Origin of the sequence: Rhizobium sp. YTU87027, from assembly GCF_050644135.1 — a bacterium.
Taxonomy (GTDB): domain Bacteria; phylum Pseudomonadota; class Alphaproteobacteria; order Rhizobiales; family Rhizobiaceae; genus Rhizobium.
Window position 1 is genome coordinate 1,900,826 of record NZ_CP098440.1, and the last position, 24,342, is coordinate 1,925,167.

The 24,342-nt window shown below is 60.3% G+C and carries 23 protein-coding genes; 9 read left to right on the forward strand and 14 right to left on the reverse strand.

The window, feature by feature from the left end:
* Positions 1-15 precede the first annotated feature (15 nt).
* Positions 16-1,050 carry an aldo/keto reductase gene (locus NBG89_RS09585; protein ID WP_431322611.1) on the reverse strand — a complete coding sequence of 345 codons (1,035 nt, stop codon included), beginning with the start codon at positions 1,048-1,050 and terminating at the stop codon, positions 16-18.
* Between the two features lie 96 nt (positions 1,051-1,146).
* Between NBG89_RS09585 and NBG89_RS09590 the strand changes: the two genes are divergently transcribed.
* Together NBG89_RS09590 and NBG89_RS09595 are read left to right on the forward strand one after the other, a co-directional pair.
* Positions 1,147-2,049, forward strand: coding sequence for a LysR family transcriptional regulator (locus NBG89_RS09590; protein WP_431319775.1), 903 nt, complete (start codon positions 1,147-1,149; stop codon positions 2,047-2,049).
* 161 nt (positions 2,050-2,210) lie between these two features.
* Complete coding sequence (locus tag NBG89_RS09595) at positions 2,211-3,305, forward strand: AbrB family transcriptional regulator (RefSeq protein ID WP_431322654.1); 1,095 nt, start codon at positions 2,211-2,213, stop codon at positions 3,303-3,305.
* Here the strand turns inward: NBG89_RS09595 and NBG89_RS09600 are convergent.
* Complete coding sequence (locus NBG89_RS09600; protein WP_431319776.1) at positions 3,265-4,152, reverse strand: AraC family transcriptional regulator; 888 nt, start codon at positions 4,150-4,152, stop codon at positions 3,265-3,267. The genes NBG89_RS09595 and NBG89_RS09600 overlap by 41 nt on opposite strands.
* A gap of 33 nt (positions 4,153-4,185) precedes the next feature.
* Here NBG89_RS09600 and NBG89_RS09605 point away from each other — a divergent pair, with 33 nt between their 5' ends.
* Positions 4,186-4,593, forward strand: a complete 408-nt coding sequence (locus NBG89_RS09605) for a DUF2000 family protein (RefSeq protein ID WP_431319777.1) — start codon at positions 4,186-4,188, stop codon at positions 4,591-4,593.
* Between the two features lie 51 nt (positions 4,594-4,644).
* On the opposite strand, the gene NBG89_RS09610 is transcribed toward NBG89_RS09605, so the two are convergent.
* The 4 genes from NBG89_RS09610 to NBG89_RS09625 all read right to left on the reverse strand — a co-directional run bounded on the left by NBG89_RS09610 (position 4,645) and on the right by NBG89_RS09625 (position 11,062).
* The gene (locus NBG89_RS09610) at positions 4,645-5,310 is read right to left on the reverse strand and encodes an OmpA family protein (protein ID WP_431319778.1); all 666 of its coding nucleotides are present in this window, start codon (positions 5,308-5,310) and stop codon (positions 4,645-4,647) included.
* Positions 5,311-5,504: 194 nt separating this feature from the next.
* Entirely contained in the window at positions 5,505-6,500 is a 996-nt protein-coding gene (locus NBG89_RS09615) for a flagellin (RefSeq protein ID WP_431319779.1), read from the reverse strand.
* A gap of 249 nt (positions 6,501-6,749) precedes the next feature.
* A complete protein-coding gene (locus NBG89_RS09620) occupies positions 6,750-9,902 on the reverse strand; it encodes an efflux RND transporter permease subunit (protein WP_431319780.1) in 3,153 nt (1,050 codons plus the stop codon).
* A complete protein-coding gene (locus NBG89_RS09625) occupies positions 9,899-11,062 on the reverse strand; it encodes an efflux RND transporter periplasmic adaptor subunit (protein WP_431319781.1) in 1,164 nt (387 codons plus the stop codon). Before NBG89_RS09625 ends, NBG89_RS09620 begins: the two co-directional genes overlap by 4 nt.
* A gap of 396 nt (positions 11,063-11,458) precedes the next feature.
* Here NBG89_RS09625 and NBG89_RS09630 point away from each other — a divergent pair, with 396 nt between their 5' ends.
* On the forward strand, positions 11,459-13,945 hold the full coding sequence (locus NBG89_RS09630; protein ID WP_431319782.1) for an ATP-dependent helicase: 2,487 nt from the start codon (positions 11,459-11,461) through the stop codon (positions 13,943-13,945).
* A gap of 152 nt (positions 13,946-14,097) precedes the next feature.
* On the opposite strand, the gene NBG89_RS09635 is transcribed toward NBG89_RS09630, so the two are convergent.
* From NBG89_RS09635 to NBG89_RS09650, 4 genes are all read right to left on the reverse strand, one after another.
* Positions 14,098-14,493 (reverse strand): hypothetical protein, encoded by a 396-nt coding sequence (locus NBG89_RS09635; protein ID WP_431319783.1) that lies wholly within the window; start codon positions 14,491-14,493, stop codon positions 14,098-14,100.
* 345 nt (positions 14,494-14,838) lie between these two features.
* Positions 14,839-15,186 carry a hypothetical protein gene (locus NBG89_RS09640; RefSeq protein ID WP_431319784.1) on the reverse strand — a complete coding sequence of 116 codons (348 nt, stop codon included), beginning with the start codon at positions 15,184-15,186 and terminating at the stop codon, positions 14,839-14,841.
* A gap of 32 nt (positions 15,187-15,218) precedes the next feature.
* Positions 15,219-15,620 (reverse strand): DUF488 domain-containing protein, encoded by a 402-nt coding sequence (locus NBG89_RS09645; protein ID WP_431319785.1) that lies wholly within the window; start codon positions 15,618-15,620, stop codon positions 15,219-15,221.
* 74 nt (positions 15,621-15,694) lie between these two features.
* Complete coding sequence (locus NBG89_RS09650; protein ID WP_431319786.1) at positions 15,695-16,387, reverse strand: methyltransferase family protein; 693 nt, start codon at positions 16,385-16,387, stop codon at positions 15,695-15,697.
* Between the two features lie 540 nt (positions 16,388-16,927).
* Between NBG89_RS09650 and NBG89_RS09655 the strand changes: the two genes are divergently transcribed.
* On the forward strand, positions 16,928-17,425 hold the full coding sequence (locus NBG89_RS09655; RefSeq protein ID WP_431319787.1) for a hypothetical protein: 498 nt from the start codon (positions 16,928-16,930) through the stop codon (positions 17,423-17,425).
* Positions 17,426-17,822: 397 nt separating this feature from the next.
* Positions 17,823-18,449 (forward strand): bifunctional nicotinamidase/pyrazinamidase, encoded by a 627-nt coding sequence (pncA, locus tag NBG89_RS09660; protein WP_431319788.1) that lies wholly within the window; start codon positions 17,823-17,825, stop codon positions 18,447-18,449.
* On the opposite strand, the gene NBG89_RS09665 is transcribed toward pncA, so the two are convergent.
* Positions 18,450-18,698, reverse strand: a complete 249-nt coding sequence (locus NBG89_RS09665; RefSeq protein WP_431319789.1) for a DUF2164 domain-containing protein — start codon at positions 18,696-18,698, stop codon at positions 18,450-18,452.
* A gap of 133 nt (positions 18,699-18,831) precedes the next feature.
* Here NBG89_RS09665 and NBG89_RS09670 point away from each other — a divergent pair, with 133 nt between their 5' ends.
* Positions 18,832-19,548, forward strand: coding sequence for an AzlC family ABC transporter permease (locus tag NBG89_RS09670; protein WP_431319790.1), 717 nt, complete (start codon positions 18,832-18,834; stop codon positions 19,546-19,548).
* A gap of 2 nt (positions 19,549-19,550) precedes the next feature.
* Positions 19,551-19,859, forward strand: coding sequence for an AzlD domain-containing protein (locus NBG89_RS09675; protein WP_431319791.1), 309 nt, complete (start codon positions 19,551-19,553; stop codon positions 19,857-19,859).
* A 15-nt stretch (positions 19,860-19,874) separates the two neighbouring features.
* Here the strand turns inward: NBG89_RS09675 and NBG89_RS09680 are convergent, their stop codons facing one another.
* On the reverse strand, positions 19,875-21,710 hold the full coding sequence (locus tag NBG89_RS09680) for an aminopeptidase P family protein (RefSeq protein ID WP_431319792.1): 1,836 nt from the start codon (positions 21,708-21,710) through the stop codon (positions 19,875-19,877).
* A 280-nt stretch (positions 21,711-21,990) separates the two neighbouring features.
* Here NBG89_RS09680 and NBG89_RS09685 point away from each other — a divergent pair, with 280 nt between their 5' ends.
* The gene (locus NBG89_RS09685; protein ID WP_183754615.1) at positions 21,991-22,164 is read left to right on the forward strand and encodes a hypothetical protein; all 174 of its coding nucleotides are present in this window, start codon (positions 21,991-21,993) and stop codon (positions 22,162-22,164) included.
* A gap of 156 nt (positions 22,165-22,320) precedes the next feature.
* Here NBG89_RS09685 and NBG89_RS09690 read toward each other — a convergent pair whose 3' ends face one another.
* Both NBG89_RS09690 and NBG89_RS09695 read right to left on the reverse strand, forming a co-directional pair.
* Complete coding sequence (locus NBG89_RS09690; protein WP_431319793.1) at positions 22,321-23,199, reverse strand: 50S ribosomal protein L11 methyltransferase; 879 nt, start codon at positions 23,197-23,199, stop codon at positions 22,321-22,323.
* 14 nt (positions 23,200-23,213) lie between these two features.
* Positions 23,214-24,341: an FAD-dependent oxidoreductase gene (locus NBG89_RS09695; protein WP_431319794.1), complete on the reverse strand. Its 1,128-nt coding sequence runs from the start codon at positions 24,339-24,341 to the stop codon at positions 23,214-23,216.
* Between the last annotated feature and the right edge of the window lies 1 nt (position 24,342).

The window sequence follows — 24,342 nt, forward strand, 5'->3', positions numbered from 1 at the left end:
CCTGCCGGGTGCCGCCTAGACCAACGGCGGATTGAGCCGCGCGAAGGCCTCCTGTCTGCGGTACGGGAAGTACGGATAGGGTGCAGTCACGGCACTCGCCTTATCGAGCTTTTCCACCTGTTCCTTCGACAAGGACCAGCCGACAGCACCGAAATTCTGGCGCAATTGTTCCTCGTTGCGCGCGCCGATGATGACACTGGAAACGGTCGGGCGACCGATCAGCCAATTGAGCGCGATCTGCGGGACGGTCTTGCCCGTCTCTTCGGAAATCTCGAACAGCACGTCGACGATATCATAAAGCTTCTCATCATCGACCGGCGGGCCGTAGTCGGCCGTCTGGTGCAGCCGGCTGCCTTCCGGCAACGGTTGGCCACGCCGGATCTTCCCGGTGAGGCGGCCCCAGGCAAGCGGACTCCAGACCAACGCGCCGACGCCCTGGTCGGCAGCAAGCGGCATCAGTTCCCATTCGTAGTCGCGACCGGCAAGAGAGTAGTAGACCTGATGCGCGACATAGCGCGGGTAGCCATGGCGCTCCGCGATCCCGAGCGACTTCATCAGCTGCCATCCCGCGAAATTGGAGACGCCGACATAGCGGATTTTCCCTGCCGCGATCAGCCCGTCCAATGTTGCGAGTACCTCTTCGATGGGTGTCGAGGCATCGAATGCATGAAGCTGCAGCAGGTCGATATAATCAGTCCTAAGCCGCTTCAACGCGTCATCAGTCGAGCAGATGAGGCGCGAGCGCGACGTTCCCCACTCAGCAGGTCCATCGCCCATCGGCAACGCGATCTTGGTCGAGATCAGTACGGCGTCGCGCCGGCCAGCGATCGCCTGGCCAAGGACTTCCTCGGAGGCGCCGCCCGAATAAACGTCTGCGGTGTCGAAGAAATTGACACCCGCTTCCAGCGAAATGTCGATCAGGCGCCGGGCTTCGGCTGCGTCCGTATTGCCCCATGCACCGAAGAGCGGACCCGAGCCTCCGAATGTTCCCGCGCCGAAGCTCAAAACCGGCACCCTGAGGCCTGATGCGCCGAGATTTCTATATTCCATGGTCGGTCTCCTGTTGTGGACTTCAGAAGAGATAGACACTGAATTTACCGTGATATAGATTGCCGGAAGGAAAACTATCCATGAATTGAAGTCATCATGAGCAGGCAAGACATCAATCGCTCCGGCGAAATGGAAGTCTTCGTGCGCGCCGTCGAACTCGGCGGCTTCACGGCCGCTGCCCGCGCCTGCCGCATGACACCGTCCGCCGTGAGCAAGCTTGTGGCAAGGCTTGAGGCCCGCCTTGGCGCTCGCCTCGTCAACCGTTCGACCCGCAAACTGCATTTGACGCCCGAAGGCTCCGCCTTTTACGAGCGCAGCGTTTCCATTCTTGCAGACATAGCGGAAGCCGAGCGCTACGCATCATCAGGCGAACAAGCCACAGGCCCCATCCGCATCAACACCAGCGCCTCCTTCGGCCACCATATTCTTGCGCCGCTGGTTTCCGAATTTCTGGCGCTCAATCCCGCCGTCACGCTCGACATCTCGCATACAGACGTCATCGTCGATCTGGTCGAGGATCGAGCCGATGTCGCGATCCGCGCCGGACCGCTGAAGAGCTCCAGCCTCATTGCGCGAAAGCTCGGCTTCACCCGCAAGCTGATCGTGGCATCGCCGGATTATTTGAAGCGCGAAGGCGAACCAAAGACCATCGCCGACCTGAAGCGCCATCGCCGCGTCGGCTTTTCCTACGCGCGCAGCGTTCAGGGCTGGCCCTTGCTCGATGGCGGCGAGACCATCGCGCTGCCGATTACCCCAGGCGTCCAGGTGGGCGACGGCGAAGCGATGCGATACATGGCGCTATCAGGCGCGGGGCTTGTCCGCCTCGCCACCTTCACCGTTCGCGCCGACATCGAGGCCGGGCGGCTGGTCCCGGTTCTCGAAAACATCAATCCGGGCGACATCGAGGAATTCTACGCCGTCTACATTGGCCAGGGCGGCCCGTTGCCGGCTCGCGTGCGGGCGCTGCTCGACTTCCTGGCGGAGCGCGTCAGCCTCTGACACCGCGAAACCGGCAGGATTTCGCAATTGACCGCTTCCCCGGCTGACGCCTATATCGACGCATATCCTCCGGTCTCCGGCCGGCCTCTTTGCCAGCCAGTGCTGCTCCCCTGTTTCGCTCGATCGCGGTTCCAGCATTTGGCAAGACATGCATGGGAATCATGCCGTTGCGCGACGCCAGCCGCTTCTTTCGATACGCCAGCCTGCCGCGGTGGATCCTCCTGCTCAGCGTCTCAACCCTGCTTGTAGTCGGGCTCGAAATGCTCGGGCTGCCAGCCTCGCTCCTGATCGGCCCGATGGTGGCGGCTATCATCCTTGCCTTGTCCATCGGTCAGGGATCGCTTCGGGTGCCGCGCTGGCCCCTCCTCTTCGGGCAGGCGCTCGTCGGCTTTCTGATGGCGCGCGCCATCACCGTCGACATCCTGAAGATGATGGCGACCGATGCGCCACTCTTTCTCGCGATGATCTTCTCCGTCATCGTTGCCGCGGCCGGTCTTGGCTGGCTGCTGACGCGATGGCAGGTCTTGCCGGGAACGACGGCGGTTTGGGGTTCCTCGCCAGGGGCAGCCTCCGCAATGGTCATCATGTCCGAAGCCTACGGTGCCGACGCCCGTCTCGTCGCGTTCATGCAGTATCTCCGGGTGGTCTTCGTCGCCGTGGCCGCCTCGGTCGTCTCGCGCCTGTGGGTTGCCGCCGATGGCGGCGCGCCGCCGGCATTCATCCTCTTCCCGCCGGTTGATTGGCAGGCGCTGGCCGCCACTGTCGCCCTCACCGGCCTGTCGGCCTATGTTGCCGTCCGCTTTCGCATCCAGGGTGGCACCATCACTGTGCCGCTGGTGCTCGGCTCACTGCTGCAGGGCTCAGGCTTGCTTACCATCGAGCTTCCGCTCTGGCTGCTGGCGATCAGTTACGCCTTGATCGGCTGGAACATCGGCCTGCGTTTTACCCGCGGCATCGTCATGCATGCTGCTCGTGCTCTCCCCCGCGTGGCTGCCTCAATCCTACTGCTGATGTCGATCTGCGGCTGCATGGCCCTTGCACTGCACAAATTCGCGGGCGTCGATCCGCTCACGGCCTACCTTGCCACCAGTCCCGGCGGCGCCGATTCTGTAGCGATCATCGCGGCGTCGAGCGACGTCGACGTGCCCTTCGTGATGGCGATGCAAACCGGCCGCTTCCTGGTGATCCTGTTTACCGGCCCAATGCTGGCACGCTTTATCGCGCGCCGATCCGGCCTTGCGGAGAAGCCCGTCTAAGGCTCGCCCACTGGCCTGGCGTCATGCCATAGGCCTTCTTGAAATGGCGCGTGAGATGACTCTGGTCTGCAAAGCCGGTCGCCGCCGCAACGTCCGAAAGTCCGTCACCCGCCCCGATCATGGCGCGCGCCTGCTGCAGGCGCCGCATGAGGAGATAGCGATGCGGGCTTGTCGCAAAGGCCGCTCTAAAGTGCCGCGCGAGGGAGAACCGGTCGAGACCGGTGACAGTCTCCAGCTGGCCGGATCGCACAGCTTCTGTCGCATGCGCTTCGAGATAATCGCGCGCCAATCTTGCGCGCTGCCACGCCACGTTCCCGAGCGGCCGCTGTGGGGTCTTCGCATGCTTTGCAAGTCCGCCTGCAACACGCGAAACGAAGTCGTCGACGAAGAGCTCGTCGAGTTCGCGATCCAGCTCGCCAAGTGCTGCGAGCAACGTACCGGCCAGCATGGGATCCCCGATGACAGGCTCGTCGACGAAAGGCAGCCCGATCTTGTCCACTTCCAGGCATTCGAGCAGCAGCGCCGGCTCCAGATAGAGCATCCGATATTGCAGGCCGTCATCGGTACCGGCACCGCCATCATGCTCTTCGTCCGGGTGAAGGACGATCACTTGCCCCGGCATGCTGAAGCGTCGCTGGCCGCGATAGGAGAAAGTCTGCACACCCTTGATCGTGACGCCGAGCGCATAGGTATCGTGGCGATGAAGCTCGAACGCTTTGCCGGAAAACTGCGCTTCCATCCGTTCGATGCCGGGAAAGCCCGGCGCAATCATGATCCCGTCTGCGCCGGGCTGCGCGCACAAACGTTCAAGACCCTCGAAGGCGTGACTGTTTACATCCTGGTCCAACGCGACTTTCGAACCCGCATGAAAGAGACTGGCATGTTTGATACCAAAATTGCGATCGTCCTGCGAAACAATCTTGCATCCTGGCAGAAGCTGAACGTCACCGCTTTCCTGATGAGCGGAATTGCCGGACAGAACCCAGAGATCATCGGTGAATCGTACAAGGATCGCGCAGGCAATCTCTATAATCCGCTCTCCATCCAGCCGATCATCGTCTTGTCGGCTGAAGGCGAGACGCTATCCGCAATTCACCGTCGCTCCCTGGAGCGCGGCATAACCTCGTCGCTGTTCATCGAGGAAATGTTCGCTACCGGCCACGACGCCGCCAACAGAGCCGCCTTTGCCGAATATGCGCCTGACAATGCCAAGGTTGTCGGCATAGCCATCCGGGCAGAGAAAAAGATCGTCGACAAGATCACCAAGGGTGCGACGATGCATCAATAACGAAAACGGCCGGGCGTTGGCCCGGCCGTTTTTCTTGACTGAAAATGTGGATCAGCTCTGGGTGACAGGCGCGATCTGGATTTCAACGCGGCGGTTCTGGGCGCGACCAGCTTCCGTAGCGTTGGAAGCGATCGGCTGCGACGGACCGAAACCGACGGCAGAAACACGGCGCGGATCGACGCCCTGCGTGCCGAGATAGTCGGCAACCGACATGGCGCGGCGCTGTGACAGATCCTGGTTGTGCTGCAGGCTGCCGGTGGAGTCGGTATGACCGTTCACGTCGATCAGGGTGCGGTTGAACTTGCGCAGGACGATCGCGACAGAATTCAGCGTCGGATAGAAACCAGCCTTCACGGCATCCTGATCAACATCGAACGTAATGTTGGACGGCATGTTCAGGATGATGTTGTCGCCGCGGCGGGTCACCGAGATGCCGGTTCCCTGGAGCTGAGCGCGCAGTTCGGATTCCTGCTGGTCCATGTAATTGCCGATCGCACCACCCGCGAGCGCGCCAACGCCGGCGCCGATCAGCGCAGCATTGCGACGTCCAACCGGCGAGCCGCCGACAGCCAAGCCGGCAAGCGCGCCAACGCCTGCACCCAGCAGCGCCCCACCTGAGGTGTTCGACATTTTCTGCTCGCCGGTATAGGGGTCGGTGGTGGTGCAGGCACTAAGGTAAGTTGCAGCAACAGACAAAAGTATGAATTTCTTGATCATGGACAGGCTTGTCTCCAATTCGGTGTTGATGCGACCAGTATTAAGGATTGCGGCAACAAGATGAAGCTGATGCTTCAGATACCGGAAATTGAGAAAAATGCACAGCTACTGCGGATCGTAAGCCACAGTGGCAGGCCGAGCAGTCATGTCGCCCATTGAGACACGGGCGAGGCGTCGCTTATCAAGACAACCTGTCAAAAGTTCTGGAAGAGTTGGCGAACTTTGTCGTAGCTGGCATTGGCGATGTTCAGTGACTGCAAACCTAGCTGCTCCTGCGTCTGCAGGGCCTGCAGCCGGCTTGACTGCTCCTCCATGTCCGCGTCGATCAGGCGGCTGATGCCGCGGGAATAGGAATCGTCCAGCGACTGCGCGAAGTCGCTCTGGATACTAATGCGCTTTTCGAGTGCGCCGAAGGCCGAGCCGACTGTTGTCATCTGGTTCAGCATCATGTCGACGACGGTGATCATCTCCGTCACCTGCGCCTGGGTCGTCGTGCTCGAAACCCCAATTTCGACTTGCCCTGCCGTGTTACCGGCCCCCTTCAGCATCACATAGTTTTGCGAGGCGCCGGCCTCGGTGGCAAAATACTGAGAGGTCAGAGCGCCATACTCGCCGGAACCAGTCGTGCGGTCATCGATCAGGTAGCGCGCATCCTTAGATGTAGTAGCTCCCACCGGCGCTAGATCGGCCTCGTAGCTTAGCATGTCGACCTTCACCGTTCCGTCGGAATAGCGGATGAAGGAAGACGGGATCTGCCTTGGCTTTGATGGATCGGCAGAATCGTCGATCGCAACCCAGTTGTCGCCGTTGAACTCTGCCGACTGCGCAACCGATCGCAGCTGATCTTTCAGCTGGGTGATGTCGGTGTTGATCTTGTCCTTGTCGACGCCGGACTCGGTCGCTGCGACCAGCTTCGCCTTGATCTCGCTGACGAGATCGATCGCGCTGTCGACCGCGTTGTAAGCTGTGCCCATGGTGGCAGCCGCGAGACCAAGGGCATCGCCAATGGCCGACTGGGCTTTCTGATCGGTTTTCAACGTCGAACTTATCGCCCAGTAGGCGCCATTGTCGGATGCTTTTTCCACTCTGAGGCCAGTAGTGACCTGCCTCTGGGTCTTGGTCATATCGCGACCGATGTCACGCAAAACATATAGCGCGGCATCCACCGAAGTGCGCCGATAAATGCTCAAGGTACTGTACTCCGAACACAACAATACACTGATACAAGCGAACCGTACCGCGAACGATCATTGTCCGGGAGCGCCTGAACGAGGCACCAGGGCGGCCCTCTGAAAACGCTGGAGGACCTATCGGCTTCAGTCGGAATGATTGCTGCCCATGCTTAAAAAACATCTAAAGTTCAGGGTAAATTCATCCAATCCTACAAGTTTTCATAAACTATAAGTCGCAGCCTTTGCCCGCCAGGGCAGCGGGCGGCTTTACTCCGCCGCTTGCAGTCGGCCTGCCTTTGATGCCGGGGCGCGCGAGGCGTGCGCCATTTCTTCGTGGAGGCGCTCTTCCTCGTGAGCATGCGGCTTCGCGAAGCGGGCAATCAGCAGGTAGGCGACCGGCGTGATGTAGAGCGTCACAAGTGTCGCAAAGCCGAGCCCCCCGACGATGACCCAGCCGAGTGCGATACGCGCCTCTGCGCCGGCCCCGTGCGCGAAGACCAGCGGGACGCCGCCGAGGATGGTCGCGATCATCGTCATCATCACAGGGCGTAGACGCAGCGCACACGCCTTCTCGATCGCCGTGCGTACTTCCTCCCCACGATCGCGCAGTTGGTTGGCGAATTCGACAATAAGAATGCCGTTCTTCGCCATCACGCCGACAAGCAGAACAAGACCGATCTGGCTATAGATATTCAGGCTCGATCCGGTGATAACAAGCGCGAAGACAGCGCATGCGAGCCCGAGTGGTACCGTCGACATGATGATGACCGACGACAGGACGCTCTCGAATTGCGCGGCCAGAACCAGGAAGATGATGACGATGGCAAAGCCGAAGGTTAGCGCCATGCCACTCGAATTCTCCTCCAGCGTTGCCGCTTCGGCGAGTGGGACGAGACGGGCGCCCGCCGGCAGGACCGACTTAGATATCTCGGTCACTTCCTTGACCGCGTTTCCCAGCGAGAGGCCGTTCTTCAAACCAGCCGTGATCGCCACCGACGCAAGCTGCTGTTCGCGGTTCAGCTGTGGCGCGACCGAGCCTTCCGTCAGCGATGCGATCACCGACATCGGAACGATCTTGCCGTCGCCCGTCTTCAGGAACACGTTCTCGAGATCAGTCGGATCGTCGAGCGGTCGGGTGTTCGAGGTGAGCAGCACGGGATAGGCTTCCCCCTTGACAAAAACATCGACGACCGACCGGCCCTCCAAGAGCGACTGCATCGCCGTTGAAAGACCCGTGATGTCGATGCCGAGATCGGACGCGCGCTCGCGGTCGATCGTCACCGACACCTGAGCCTGTGTCGGCTCGTTGGTCAGTCGCGGCGTGTCATAGTGGCCCGTCGCGTCGAGGACCTGCACCAACCGAGCGGCCGCGACAGTCAGCGCCTCGTGGTCGTTGCCGACAAGCGCCATCTGCAATCCATTGCCGGCGCCGCGAATGCGCAGGCTGTTCGACTGGATCGCATTGCCGCGCAGTGCCGGGACCTTTGCCGCCGCCTGGTTGATGTCGGTAACAATCTCCGCCTGCGTGCGTTGGCGTTCACCCCATGGCGCCAGTGTCAGCACCATGAAGCCGCTATTGACCTGCCCGCCCTGCCCTGAGATCGAAAAGACGTTGCTGATATCGCCGCTGTCGACGAGCGGTTGGAGATACTCTTCGACCCGTTGCATCTTGTCGCGGGTATATTCGAGACTGGAGCCTTGCGGCGTCGTCAGGCGCATCATCACGAGGGCGCGGTCTTCGTTCGGCGTCAGTTCGCTGCGAACTGTCTGGAACGCAAGAACAGCTGCTCCCGCGAAAAGCATGGATGCAACGATGACCACGAGTGGTGCATTCAGGCAGGCATGGAGCGACCAACGGTAAGCATTCGCGAACCAGGTTCCGAAACGACCGAGGATACCGTGATCCTCGAGCATTTCCTTCGTCAATATTCGCGACGCCAGCATCGGACATAAGGTCAAGGCGACGATCGATGAGAGACCAACCGAGAAAGCCAGCACGAAGCCGAACTCGCGGAACAGGCCGCCCACCTGCCCCGGCAGGAAGGACAGCGGAATGAAGACCGCGGCAAGCGTCGCGGTCGTGGCGATGACAGCAAAGAACACCTCGCGCGTGCCAAGCACGGCGGCCGCCCGCGGCCCCATGCCTTCCGAACGGCGGCGCACGATGTTTTCGAGGACGACGATCGCGTCGTCCACCACGAGACCCGTCGCCAGCACGATCGCGAGCAGCGTCAGGATGTTGATCGAGAAGCCGACGAGATAGACTGCCGCGAGTGTACCGATGAGGGCCACCGGCATACTGACGGCCGGAATGATCGTCGCGCGCCAATCTCTGAGGAAGAGATAGATCACGCCGGTGACGATGACGGCAGCGAGGATCAGCGCCAGCACGACCTCGTGTATCGCCCCTTGGATGAAGACCGCATCGTCACTGGTGATGGCGATCCGCGTCCCATCCGGAAGTGTCTTCGAAAGTTCAGCAACGGCATCCTTGATGCCGTTCGAGATATTCAGCGTATTCGACTGCGCCTGGCGGATGATGCCGAGGCCAATGCCGGGAACGCCGTTAGAACGCAGCGCCGTCTGCCCGTCGCGCGGTCCGAGCGTGACATTCGCCACGTCCCCGAGGCGCACGTGGTTCTGCAGGATGACGTTGGAGAAATCCTCCGGCGTCTGCAGGCTTGCCATCGCACGCACAACGATCGTCTGCGTCGGGCTCTTCAGCGATCCGGCCGGCACATCGAGTGCAGCGCTGGAAAGCGCCTTCGTCAGATCGCCAACCGTCAGCCCGCGGCTGGCGAGTTCGCTTTGGTTGACGTCGACGCGGAAGACCTTCTCCTGGTCGCCATAGGTTTCGACATCGGCAACGCCGTCGACCGAAGCAAGCCGATCGATAACCTGGTTTTCGACGAGAAGGGTCAAATCGTCCATGTTGAGTTTGGACGAGGTGACGGCAAGACGCATGATTGGTTGAGAATCGGAATCCGCCTTGACGATCTGCGGTGCATCCGCCTCCTCGGGCAGGCGATCGGCGATACGACCGATGGCGTCGCGCACATCGTTCGCCGCAACGGCGAGATCGACCGAGTCGGAGAATTCGAGTGTCACGCGGCTCTGGCCGAACTGAGAGCTGGACGAAATAGACTTGAGGCCACTGACACGGGCGGCCGCGCCCTCGATCACCTTCGTCAGTTCCTGGTCGATCGTCTGTGGAGAGGCACCGTCGAACGTGGTGCGAACCGTCACGACAGGCCGGTCGACATCAGGCAGTTCGCGCACTTCGATCCCGGCATAGGCCGCAAGGCCGGCGACGATCATGAGGGTATTGAAGACCAGCGCCAGGATCGGGCGCCGGACGAACAGCGCGGTAAAGGTCTGCTTGCCGGAAGCCGGCTTGTCCTGCATCTCGATCACGTTCATTGCGTGGCAGGCTCCGAGTTCGACGCGGCTTCGTTGGCAACCCGCACTGCACCGCCGTCACGGACGCGCTGCAGGCCTTCGGTAACGATCGCGTCGCCGTCCTTCAGATCGGCCTTGACGAGAATGTAGTCGGGGTTGCGCTGCACGATGCTGACGCGCACCTTGCCGGACTTGCCGTCGACAACCCGCCAGACAAAGGCCCCTTGAGAATCCCACTGCACCGAGAGCGGATCGACTGCCGGATACTGGTCGCCGCCAAACTTCATCCCGACATTGAACGACATGCCTGCGCGCAGTTCGTCCGATGCGTTGTCGATGCGGGCCCGCACGCGCATCGTGCGGCTGGCGGCGTCAATGCGATTGTCGATCGCTTCGACCACACCCGAGAAAACGCGACCAGGCCGAGCGACCGATGTTGCCTCGACCGGCTGGCCGACCGTGATCGTGTTGGCGAAGCGCTCCGGCACCCAATAGTCAACAAGAATTTCAGTCCGGTCGTCGAGGGTCGCGACCGGTGTGGTCGTCGAGACGTTGTCGCCAACATTGACTGGAATGATACCGACGATGCCATCGATCGGCGCAACGATGCTGCGGCGCTCAAGATTGAGCTCGGCGGCCTGCAGTTGCAGCCGCGCACCCTGCTCCGCGATCTCGGCATCGAAGACGTCCATCCGCGACACGCTGGATTTGATGTTATGGTAGAGGCTGGACTTTTCGATAGCGCTCTTCAGCGCAACGTCCGCCTGCCCGCGCGCGATGACCTGCTCTTCGCTATCGAGCTTTGCCAGAACCTGACCCTTGGTGATCTTGTCACCCGACTTGATCAGGATCTCGCGGATCGTGCCGCTCGCCTGCGGCATCACCACGACGGAGTGAATGGCGTCACCCGTGCCGATGGCGCTCAGCCGATCATTGACGATGCCACGAACAACGGCTTGTATGGCGACCAGAACGGGCGCATGGGCCCCGCCGCCGCGGCGCCTTGATTGTCCCTCTGCGTTAGCCGCAGGCTGCGGCGCCGTCCCCGGCGCCAGCTTGGAAACCTCAGCGAAACCGGCCCTGCGCAGCGTCTCTCCAGCACCGGGCACAAAGTAAACCCATCCGGCAAAGCCGGCCGCAATCACGACAAGGCAGATTATAAACTGCTTCCAGAATGGCATTCACGTCTCCAGAGGGAGAGAGGCTGGTCCAGGGTCTATCGAAAGAGGCGTTCGCAGGACAAATTGCCGCACGTCTGCGACAATATTGTCCCTTTGCTGATCACCGGCAAGCGAATTGACCCTTGATTACTGAATTGTAATTCAAGACTGAGTTACCACCGACGCATCTCCCAGCCGCTTGCATCCGTGTTGTAGAGTTTCGCCTTCAAGGTCAAATAACGGTTTTGTTTTCTGACCCGTAGCGACGATGGCGCTCGCTCCAGCCGCATGTGCAAGCAATTCCCGCAATCCAGCGCTCTTGCATACCTGACGTAGACTGAGGACAGCGACCCGAACAGGAATGAAAGCAGAACATCTTTTCTGGTCTTTCCAACCCGAATCACTACATTACGCGCCATGAGCAATAGTTTCGACGATATCCCTTTCTTCGATGAAGAGCCGGGCGAGCCGCCGCGCAAGCAGCCGGCCCCTGCCGCTCCCGTTACCGGAGGGCTCGCCGCCCGCGCCATGGCCGCTCGCGATGGCGGTAAGCGCCCCGATTATCTTTCTGGCCTGAATCCGGAACAGACCGAAGCCGTCGAAACGCTGGAAGGCCCGGTTCTCGTGCTCGCCGGCGCGGGCACCGGCAAGACACGCGTCCTAACCACCCGCATCGCCCATATCCTGAACACCGGCCGTGCATTCCCCTCGCAGATCCTCGCCGTCACCTTCACCAACAAGGCTGCGCGCGAGATGAAGGAACGTATCGCCGTGCTCGTCGGCGGCGCTGTTGAGGGCATGCCCTGGCTCGGCACATTTCACTCGATCGGCGTCAAGCTTCTGCGCCGCCATGCCGAACTCGTCGGCCTGCGCTCCGATTTCACGATCCTCGACACCGACGACGTCGTCCGCTTGATCAAGCAGCTCATCCAGGCGGAAGGCCTCGATGACAAACGCTGGCCCGCCAAGCAGTTTGCCGGCATGATCGACACCTGGAAGAACAAGGGCCTCGGCCCGGGGGACATTCCCGAAGGCGACGCCCGCGCCTTCGCCAACGGCAAGGGCCGTGAACTCTACTTCGCCTATCAGCAACGGCTTTCGACGCTGAACGCCTGCGATTTCGGCGATCTCCTTATGCACCCGATCGCGATTTTCCGGAGGAACCCGGATCTTCTCAAGGAATATCACGGCCGCTTCCGCTACATTCTCGTCGACGAGTATCAGGACACCAACACCGCCCAATACATGTGGCTGCGGCTGCTTGCGCAGCGCCCCAAGGGCGAGCCGCAAAACGTCTGCTGCGTCGGCGACGACGATCAATCGATCTATGGATGGCGCGGCGCCGAGGTGGACAACATCCTCCGCTTCGAGAAGGATTTCCCGGGCGCCAAGGTTATCAAGCTGGAGCGTAACTACCGGTCAACGGCACATATTCTTGGTGCCGCAGGCCATCTGATCGCCCACAACGAGGGCCGCCTCGGCAAGACCCTCTTCACCGACCGCAGAGATCCTGAAGACATCAAAGTCCAAGTGCACGCCTCATGGGATTCCGAGGAGGAAGCCCGCGCCATCGGCGAGGAAATCGAGCAGCTTCAACGCGGCGATGCCAGCGGCAAGCGGCATCTGCTGAACGACATGGCGATTCTGGTCCGCGCCTCATTCCAGATGCGCGAGTTCGAAGACCGCTTCGTAACCCTCGGCCTCAATTATCGCGTCATCGGCGGCCCCCGCTTCTACGAACGCCTCGAAATCCGCGACGCCATGGCGTATTTCCGCCTCGTCGCGCAGCCTGCCGACGATCTAGCCTTCGAGCGCATTATCAACACCCCGAAGCGCGGTCTCGGCGATACGACCGTGCGCGCGCTTCACGACTATGCCCGCGCCCGCGACATTCCGATGCTGGCGGCTGCGGCCGACATGATCGAGACGGACGAGCTGAAGCCGAAGGCGCGCAAGGCCCTCTTCGACGTTATACAATCCTTCCGCCGCTGGCAGGAAATGCTGGAGAACACGGCGCATACCGAACTCGCCGAGCAGATTCTCGAGGAGTCGGGCTACACCGACATGTGGAAGAACGACAAGTCGGCGGATGCGCCGACCCGCCTCGAAAACCTGAAGGAACTCATCCGCTCGATGGAGAGCTTCGAGTCGATGCGCGGCTTTCTCGAGCACGTCGCGCTGGTCATGGACGCCGAGCAGAACGAAAATCTCGACGCCGTCTCGATCATGACGCTCCACTCCGCCAAGGGCCTGGAGTTCGATACTGTCTTCCTGCCCGGCTGGGAGGAAGGCCTGTTCCCTCACCAACGTTCGCTCGACGAAAGCGGCCGCGCCGGTCTCGAGGAAGAGCGCCGCCTCGCCTATGTCGGCATCACCCGCGCCAAGCGGCGCTGCCATATCTGGTTCGTCTCGAACCGCCGCATCCACGGCCTCTGGCAATCGACGATCCCGTCGCGGTTCCTTGACGAACTGCCGGAAACGCATGTCGAAGTTGCTGAGACGGAGCAGAGCTATGGCGGCTATGGCCGGGGCGGCGGTTACGGCCAGTCCCGCTTCGACAAGGCCGATCCCTTCGCCAACTCCTCCTATACGACGCCCGGCTGGAAGCGCGCCCAGCAGAACAAGACGGACGCCACCCGCGACAACTGGGGCACCCGCTCCGGTCATGCCGTCGAACGCATCGGCTACGGCGAAAGCGGCCCGCGCGGCCGCACCATCGACGGCGAACTGGTGGCGAAATCCACCGCCACGGAACCCTCCAAATTCAAGACCGGCGACCGCGTCTTCCACCTGAAATTCGGCAACGGCAACATCGTGGAGATCGAGGGCAACAAGCTGACGATCGAGTTTGATCGCGCGGGACAGAAGCGCGTGCTCGATGGGTTTGTGGAACGGGTCTCCTAAAGCGAAGCCCGCCGGTTCGCAAAGCCCTATGAGCCCCTAGCGATACTGCAAGGCGCCCCTCACCCATTCGTGACTTCGTATGCCGTCGCCTCCCCCGTGTAGTGGGCCTCGTTTGCGCAGCTGCGGATCCAGCGCTAAAGCCTTTCTAGAATTTAAGAGGCACGTAGCTTCTTCTGTTCATTCAGTGCCGATACAAACTGGAACGCAGACACCGGCACAGCACCGAACGCAAACTGGCGCAACGTCGAAAGGAAGTTGGACTGCAACTCGGGTTGTATAAAGCCGCCGAACATCAGCATAAATGCCGCAAAAACCAAACCCTGGAGAATAGCGTATTCAGCTATTCGGGCTACGGATCGTTCCCGCAGGTTTTCGGGCGGAAAGAAACCAGCTAGTCCCTTCATCGCAAGCAAAAGGAGCGGAAACAGCAAACCAACCTTGAAGAGACTGGTCAGCGAGGAGGTCTCCTCAGTGAGGTACAAGCCCAGTGGAATGACAAACGCGGGCACGAGAAAGAAGAGATAGTCTCTGAGCACCTGGTTTTTCACTGTTCAGCTCCATATTTTGTCAATCAAAGATTGTAGTTTCCTGCAAATTGCTGTCAACGGACTGTGTGCTCGAAATTCTTTGTCAAACCGAGGACACGCTTTCCGTAATCCCTGAGTTCACCCTCAGGCTATAGAGTGACGCCCTCGACCCCGAGTTCCTTGCATACTGAACTCCCGCGCGCACCGATCGCGGGAGAGAAGGGGGACGCAGACGACGTTATTCGCTATCTTTGATCGTTGCCGTCCCGTACTGTCCGACCATTGCCTTTGCCTGCAACGAGATCGTCCTCGGACCTGATACCGAAGATACGCAAACGAGCCAGTCCGCGCTGGCATGGCGCCCGCTCACCCCAGGATCGTCATCGACCCCAGCCCCAGTATGTCGTTGAGTAATGCCAGCCCGATCCCGGCGGCGACGATGGCAATCCCGATCAAAAACAGCCGCCTGGCCCGATCATATTTGGCGGCGATGAGCGAATCCCTGGCCAGCAGATCGGCGAAGACCTTGACTTGCAAGGCAATCCCTGCCGTCAGCAGCAACATCGGCAGGATATCGATCCGGCTCCAGTCATTCGGATTCGAAGCCCAGCTACTCACGAAACTCAGGGAAAAACCGAGGATGATGCCGGCAGCCGTCAGCGAACCGTTGCGAAAGGTCGCATCGATCTTCTCCTCTGGACCGGGCTCGGTCATTGGCTTTGGCGCTGGGTGATCCTCCGCAGCCATTAGGCGCAGCCCTCCGCAGCAAAAGCCGCGCCGCGTTCTTCAAGCAGGCGCCGCAATACGCTCCGATGGCAGTGCTTCTCGTTCTCGCAATAGCAGCCGATTGAAAAATGGCTGGCGTGCGAAAGCGTGGCGAGCAGGTCGAGCACATGGCTCGCCTCCGGCACTTTCATTTCCTTCGTGAAGCTGCTCACGAAGGCCGCCCATTCAGCGTCCGTGGTCGCTGCCTTCGCTTCCGTCACCAGCGCCTGGCTCGGCGAAAGGACTGGGAGCCAGACGTCATAATAGTTGCGGCTGGAAAACTCTTCCTTCGGCACGCCCCGGGGCGGTCGCCGGACGGTGCCGATGCGTACGCCCTCGCCTTTTGCCCGCGGCGAACCCAATTGAACGACACTGATAGCCACTGCGCCCTCCCTCAACCTGACGCGATATTTACCGCAAGGGTCGCCTCCTCACCAGCCCGCCTCGGTTTGATGCATCACCAGATCCCCGGCAACAAACGCCATCGGACCTGACTACGGTACTCGGCATAACCGGCCAGGTTCCTCACAAGATACTTCTCCTCATCAAGCAGCCGTGCGACCAAGCCGCCAATGACGGGGAACACGACGAGCACACCCAAATAAGAACCGAGCGCCAGAGGCACACCGAAAAACATCGCCAGCGCCGAGGCATACATCGGATGGCGCACCACACCGTAGAGGCCGGTCGAAATCACCCGCTGCTCCGCCGTCACGCCGACTGTCGCCGCGGCAAACGAATTCTGCCGGAGCACGAAGAAGCAGCCGATAAAGCCAGCTGCGATCAATGCATTGCCGAGAAGCACGAGGGAGCTCGGCACAACCGACCAGCCGAACCTGTGGTCCAGCGCCGAAACCACGAGGAGCGCAAGGATCGCGATGCTGTTAAAGGACTGTATGCGCTTCTGCGACGGCTCGCGTTCCGCCGCCGGTCCGACGCTCATGCGCTTCCGGACCAGAGCCGGGTCGCGCTTGACGAAGTAGGCCGTAAGGGCTGCGCACCACCCGCAGAAATGTACGAGAAAAAGCCAGCCTTGCCAGTAAGATAGGGATCCCGCAGCTAGGAAGATCATTACCAGCATGACGAGACAAAACTTGACCGTCGCCACCGTTGCTTGCCGGCCGATACTCTGAACGCTACTCACCATCATCGTCACCACTCGCGTCTTGGTAGCGCGAGATCTCCTATCGGATAGATTGGCTGCATTGCGGGCGCGTCAATGGCGCACCAAGCGCTTTCGCGCGATCATGGCGGAAGAGTGCAACCACCCGAAAGCTTGGATCAAGACAGCTCGCTGTTGGAAAAGCGGCCGGGCGGACTTCCACGAGACGCATGCGGATTGAGTCGGGAGCCGATCTTGCATGGCACAGGCGCCTCCGCCATGCGAGATCGACAAAATGCCGCAGGCGGACCGCCAACGCTGAAGCACCTCAAAATGGCAAATCCGAGCAAGAACGCGACCGACGAGAGTGAGAACACCTCCGCCGGGCGCAAATCACTGGCCGGCAAAGCCAAACAAATCAACGGGATGAGATAGGTTGACGAAAGGTTAACTCGCTTCACCCAGCCGGTCAATCGGGCGAAGTTCATCATGATATTCCTGCTTTGACGTAGTGTGCAAATCGCCCTAGCCCCTTTGTGGCTGCCCATGAAAGGCGGATTTCACGATGAATTTGCAAAGGAGGTTCAAGTGACCAGTGTTTCCTCTATCGGAAGTGGCCTGTCCCAATACAGCTCCCTTTCCAGCCTCGACAAGAATGGCGACGGCATCATTTCAGCCGATGAGCTCGCTGCCGCCAACAGCAACTCGACATCCACCTCGTCGAAATCTGCGACGTCCACAAGCAGTGACGATGGCGCCAGTGTCACGCAGAAGATCGCCGGCGATATCCTGTCGATCATGCTGCAAATGCAGCAGTCGAGCGCGAGCGACGACGACAGCAGTACCGACGACGACTCCAAGGGCATTCTCGCCTCTCTGGACACCAACGGCGACGGCAAGCTGACAAGCGACGAGATCCTCTCCGCAGACACCTCCAGCATTGCGTCCAGCGCTTCCGGCTCTGACGATCCGATACTCGCTGAAGTGCTCGATGACATGCAGACGGCTCTGCGCGCCTATCAGAATACCTACGGCACGTCAGCCGCAGCCGACACCGGTAGCAACGACGAAGTTCAGACAGCCTGACCGATCGTTGACGGCTCCGCCGGGGGAGCCGAAAATGATCAGCGCAATTGATAGCGACAGCGCATTTTTGCCGCAAGCATTCAAAGTCACGCTTCCCTTGGTTGCCTCGAGCCGAGGCCAAGGACGAGAAAACGCACATTTCATTGAGATCAATCAGTGGCCCGATATCGCGCCGTCATCTCCGTCGAAAGCAAGGCGCAATAGAAATGGTTGCCGACACCATTGGCACATCTCGCAGCCCGGTTGCCGGTTCTGTGCTATGCTTACATCGCCTTTTACGGGCTGACGGACCCGACCTTTTCAAGGCTCGCTCCGCCCCTGCGGCGAAGCGTCTCGGCGCTTGCGCCTTCGTTCGGCCCTTGGCATGGTGCAATGCAAAATCGTGGGAGTCGCACCGATGAAAGCCTTGCTTCTAGTCGATATTCAGAATGGCTTTTGCCCGGGCGGCAATCTTCCGGTTCCCCACGGCGACGAGGTTGTTCCCATCGCAAACCGGCTGATCGAGAGCGGCAAATACGACCTGATCGTCGCCTCCCAAGACTGGCATCCGCCCGGCCATGGCAGTTTCGCCTCCTCAAATTTCGGCAAGAAGCCATTCGAACTGGGCACACTGTCCGGCAAGCCACAGATGATGTGGCCGGACCATTGCATTCAGGGCACGGCGGACGCGGAACTGCATCCCGACCTCAAGATGGGCAAGATTGATCTCATCCTGCAGAAGGGCGAGAATCGTGGCGTCGACAGCTACTCGGCCTTCCGCGACAATGATCAGGACGCGCTCACGGGGCTCGCCGACTTTCTCGAAGGGCAGGACGTCACGGAACTCGATGTTTGCGGCCTCGCAACCGACTATTGCGTGAAGTTCTCGGCATTGGATGCGACCGAAATGATGCCCGGCGTGCGGGTTCGCCTCATCGAGGACGCCAGCCGCGGCATTACCTCGGAAGGCGTTGCAGCGGCAATCGGGGAAATGCGCGCACGCGGCATTGACATCGTCACCAGCCGCCAAATTCTGGAAGGCTGATCACTCCGTCGCATTCCGTTGCAACTGATAGACGTCCTCGGAAAAGTCATCCATGCGTCTGGCGAGCGCGACTTGCGCGTCTTCAAGCCCCTTCCTGTAGTACGCGGCCCCAACTTCCTTCGCAAAGAATTCGAGAACGAACTCCGCTTTCAGGAGGCCGATCGGCTGGTCCAGTTCGCTGTCGAAATAATGCTGGATCCGCGCGATGAGTTCAGCCTTTTCCTCTTTCGAAAATTCGATCTGGTCCATCTTTGCTCCCCGAACGGCAATCAATCGCGCGTGCACCGTTCAGCGAAATCGATCGTTCAATCAAGGAAATTTGCTTGCGACAAATACCGCCCGTCCTTAGACGAGGGACAAAATTCCAGAAGGATTATCGCTGATGACTCGCGCTGATTTTTTCGACGGTTTGCGCGGTGGCTCGGCCGTAGCACTGGCCTCGGCCCCCTTCGGGGCGTTGTTTGGAGCGCTCGCGGTCGATAACGGCATGTCGCTCTCGGAACTGACCTTTATGAGTGCCACGGTCTATGCCGGCGCGAGCCAGATGGTCGGCATCGAGCTCTTTGGTCACAACGTCCAGGCGTGGCTGATCGTCGCCTCCATCCTGGCCGTCAACTTTCGCCATGTCCTCTATTCGGCGGCACTCGCCCCATATATCAAGCACTTCTCGCCGCTACAGAAATTCTTCACGTTTTTCCTGCTGGTCGATCCGCAATTTGCGGAAACGGTCAAACGGGGCGAAGCAGGCAAGCCGGTTACCTTCGTCTGGTATCTCGGCTTCGGCATCATCATCTACATACCGTGGGTCCTGGTAAGCCTGCTCGGCGGATTGCTCGGCAGCTACATCGGCGACCCGAAGTCGATCGGCCTCGACATCCTGCTGCCCGCCTATTTCCTCGGCATCGTCCTCGACTTCCGTCATCGCGACAATTTTGTCCCGGTCGCTTCTATCAGCGCGGTCGCCTCCGTCATCGCCTACCGCTACGTCGGCTCGCCTTGGCACGTCAGCCTGGGTGCCGCGGCGGGCATCATCCTTGCCGCCCTGTTCCCGCCTCCGCCGCACGAGCAGGAACTCGAATCCGAGCTGCACGAGGTATAACGATGGCCTTCGATCTTCACATGGCTCTCGTGATCGTCGCGGCGGCTGTTGCAACCTACGCAACCCGCATCGCCGGCTACATCCTCATCACCACGATGAAGCGCATTCCGCCGCGCATGGAGGCCGCGCTGGCCGCAGTCCCCGCCGCAGTCTTGACGACGCTTGTTGCGCCGGCCTTCTTCATCGGCGGCTGGGACTCGAAGCTCGCCCTGCTCGTGGCTCTCATCGTCGGTCTGCGCGCCTCGCACACCTGGATGCTGATTGTCGCCTGGCTCGTCGTCATGAGCTGGCGCCACACGATCGGCATGTGACGCCAGCGGCGATTCTCAATATTCCAGCGGCAGGGTCGCGTTCTCCAGCCATGCCTTGACGTCGTGGTCGTGGATCAGTGGCATCAGCGCCTCGCGGCTGCGCTGATGGTAGTTATTGAACCAATGCAGCTCGTCATGTGTCAGAAGTTCCGGAATAACCAGGCTGCGATCGATCGGGCAGAAGGTCAGCGTCTCGAAGCCGAGCATCGGCATGTCACCGCCGTCGATCGCTTCCGCCTCTCGGACATAGATCAGGTTCTCGATCCGAATCCCGAAAGCGCCGGGCCTGTAGTAGCCCGGCTCGTTCGAGAGAATCATGCCTGGCAGTAGCTCCTGCGTTGAGAGCCTGGAGATACGCTGCGGCCCTTCATGCACCGATAGATACGAACCAACGCCGTGGCCGGTGCCATGCGCGAAATCAACCCCTGCTCGCCAAAGCGCGATGCGGGCCAGCGGATCGAGGTCGCAGCCGCGCGTGCCCTTCGGAAAGCGCGCCGTGCTGATCTGGATCATTCCCTTCAGCACCAGCGTGAAGAAACGCTTTTGTTCTTCAGTGACCGACCCGATACCGACCGTGCGCGTAATATCCGTCGTGCCGTTGATGTACTGGGCGCCGGAATCGATCAGGAAGAGCTCTCCAGCCTCAAGCTTGCGGTTCGTTTCCGTTGTCACGCGATAGTGCATGATGGCCGCGTGTTCACCGGCACCGGAGATCGTGTCGAAGGAGATGTCCTTCAGCGGGTTCTGCATACTCTGGCCGACGCGGGCGCGTGCTGCTTCCAGCTTCTCCGCCACCTCGATTTCGGTCACGGTCCCCGGCTTCGTCTGCGACAGCCAGTGGAGAAATTCGACCATCGCCGCGCCGTCCTGCAGATGCGCGGCTGCGGAACCGTTGATCTCGACGTTGTTCTTGACGGCTCGCGGTAGCTTGGCGGGATCATTCCCTTCGACGACCTCACCACCTCCCTTGCGAATAATCTCCGCCAGGGCATACGAGGTAAGGTCCGGATCCACGAGAACTCGACCGCCATCCTTTGCAACCGCTGCCAGCCTCTTTTCGAGTTCCGAGGGAGGAAGCTGCGTACACATCTGCGCGAGATAGGCTTCGGCCTCGATACCAGTTTTGCGCTTATCGAGGAAAAGGTCCGCCTTACCGTCGGCATAGATGATTGCACGCGCCAGCGGGTGCGGCGTATGCGGCACGTCGGCACCGCGAATATTGAAGATCCAGGCGACCGAAGACGGATCCGCGATCAGCGCCGCCTTCAGGTTCTTCTTTGCAAGGTCAGCTGCGATCGTCGCGATCTTGTCGGTTGCGAGCACGCCCGCTTGCACGATGTTCTGGATCGTCACCTGCCCGAGCGGCTCTTGCGGCCTGTCGCTCCAGAGCTTGTCGAGAGGATTGTGAGGCAGGACAACGAGGGAACCGCCAATCTCGGCAAGTGCCTTTTCAAGTCGCCGCACTTCTGCGCCGGAATGCAGCCAGGGATCGATACCGAGGCGCAGTCCCTTGGAGCCGTTCTTCGCAAGCCAGGCACAAGGCGGTTCGTTCACAAGGTCCCCACCGGTGAAGACGGAGTTGTCTACTTGCTCGGCAAGTTGCGTCACGTAGCGTCCGTCCACGAAGACGATCGCCGCCGAACGCGTCACCAGCGCGACGCCCGCCGACCCCGTGAAGCCCGTCAACCATGACAAGCGCTCCGAACAAGCCGGGACATATTCACCGTTGAACTCATCGGCGCGCGGCACAAGAAAGGCGTCGATACCAAGCGCATCAAAACTTGCGCGCAAAGCCGAGACGCGATCGCGGCCGAATTGTGGCGTCGAGGTGACTTCAAAAGACTGGAACATGCTCAATAACCTGGTTTGTGTACGAATCCTTCACCGAAGGGATTGGGCTATGTTATCGGAATTTCAGGCGAATACGAGAAATTCGCGGAGTGATGCTTAAGCGAAAGCCGCCCAATAATTCGGCGGAAATGAGGCGCCGATTCAGAAACTGGCACGCTTTATGCATTCAACGCATGGCTCCCATGAATGAAACCCTCTCCCTCAGCTTTTCTAAATCGCTATATAGGCGCCATCAAACGGGTTCGAGACGAACCTGAAACGAAACAAAAGGAATTCAGATATGACTGCCCCTCTGTCGCGCTTCGCTTACAGCAGCCCGGTGCAGGCTGGCGAGCGCCAGACTGTGCGTCACATCATCGGCTCGCGCCGTCCGCTGCATGAGGATACCCTCAAGATGCTCGGCGCCGGCCAAAAGGTTACGCGCCATCAGGTCGCAACCAGCTACGCGTTCTGAGCAACTCGCCGCTCCCTTCTCCTCCTCCCTCACGGGACCGGCGATCAGAACAAGTGGAAGCCCGCTCGAGCGCTCCTCCTCCTTCGAGCTCGCGGGCATGACCGGGAAACTGGTCTCAAGGCGGTGCCATTGGCACCGCCTTTTCTTTTGCCCATCTCAGGGGCGGTCGAGATGGATCGTCACCCAACCGTTGCGCCAGATCGTGCGGACATGCCGCAAATGCGCACCATTATAGGCCGCCAGTACCTTCCAGCGCTGCGAGGCCAGAATACCGGAGAGGATAACGGAACCGCCGGGCGCCAGGTGATTGACGAGCTGTGGCGCCATTTTGATCAACGGTCGCGCCAGGATATTGGCGATGATCAGATCGAAAGGACCGTTGGCCGCAAACGTGGTCGAGTGAAACCCCGGCGCCGTCGCCGTTGAAATACCCGACGCGATCCCATTGCTTCTGATGTTCTCGGCCGCGACCCGCGTTGCGATCGGGTCGATATCGGTGGCGAGAACCGGAATGTTCCGCAGCTTCCTTACGGCAATCGCCAGAACGCCGCTGCCGGTTCCGAGGTCGAGCGCATTCCGTACCGGGCGGGAGCGAAGAACACGATCGATCGTCTCTAGGCATCCGGCCGTTGTCCCATGGTGACCGGTACCGAATGCCTGGCCCGCATCGATCTCGATAGCAATGTCGCCAGGCCGCGCCTTGTCGCGGTCGTGTGAGCCATGGACAAGAAACCGCCCTGCCCGAACCGGCTTCAGCCCCTCGAGTGATTTCGCGACCCAATCGACATCCGGGATAATCTCACGTTTGACCTTAGCGTCGGGAAAGCTCGTCTTCAGTGCTTCCTCGACACGAGCCCGAACTTGCGCCTCGTCCTCGCGCATCATGTAGACCGAGGCTTCCCAAATGTCCTTCTTCTCATCGATCTCAGTCGTCGCGATGGCGAAGTCTTCTTCGCCGAAGACATCGGACAGCAGGTCCAGAATCTCACCTGCCTGCACTTCGGTCGTCGTCACATAAAGGCGTATTTCACTCACAGTCCGTCTTTCTTCTATAGGGCGCCATCGATCCAGGGCGGCGACTGCGTATCATATCCCGACACGCTGCGGAGCAATTTTTGCGAGAACGCCGGTATCCGCAAAATCAGCGGCACGGCAAGATTGCGGATCGCGATTGCTATCGGATTGCTCATGGTGATTAACGATGTCAACTGATACGTCTGCTTCAGCACTGTTTTGACGGCCGGCATCCTGAGTTCGGTATACTCTCTCTCCCGCCCCTCGGAGATTAGCCAGGCGAGCCAGCATGCGTCCTCAATCCCAAGGTTCATCCCGCGCGCACCGGCTGGCGAATGTACGTGCGCGGCATCGCCGGCCAGAAACACATTGCCCTTTGCCATCGCGTCGACGTGGCGGAAGTGAATTCGAAAATCGGATGCCCATACGCGCTCGGCGACAGGCGCGGGATGTTGAATGCGGCTTTCGAAATCCGGGAGCGTCGAGATGTAGCGCAGCACATCGCGCGTAACAGGAATACGCCCGATGATACCGGGATCGACCAAGCTGATCTCGGCAAAGCCCGGATCGATCGGCGCAGCATAACGAAAGTCGGCCAGATAGAAGCTGCTCTCCAGCGACTGCCCAGGAAAATCGATGCCCACGGCTTTGCGCACCGCCGAATGGGATCCGTCCGCCCCGATCACGACATCGAAATCGGTGGTTTCCACCGAGCCGTTAGCCTTTCGCAGCGTCACCTGCGGTTTCGCAAGGTCGCCGGAAACCGTCTCCACGACGGTTTGCCACTCCGGAACGATCTCGTAATCGGAGAGCTTGCCAAGCAGCAAGCGCTCTGTATGTCCCTGCGCCAATGCGTAGATCGCGCCGTAGGGACCGCGAAGCCTGGTCGTGTCGAGGTCGACTAGCTGTCTCGCCTTAGCCGTGATCCGGAACCGCGCGATCTGCTGCGCTTCTTGCAGTATGGCATCGGTCACGCGGGAGGGTGAAAGCAGCGTCAGCGTCCTTGCATTGACGCCAAGTGCGCGGCTTTCCGTGAGCGACACAGGCCCGGCATCGCTATCGACGATGCGCGGAAGGTGTCCGCGCCGGGCCAGTTCAAGAGCGGCAGTCAGACCAGTCGCACCGGCCCCGGCGATCAAGATGCTGCGATGCCCTGACGCCATG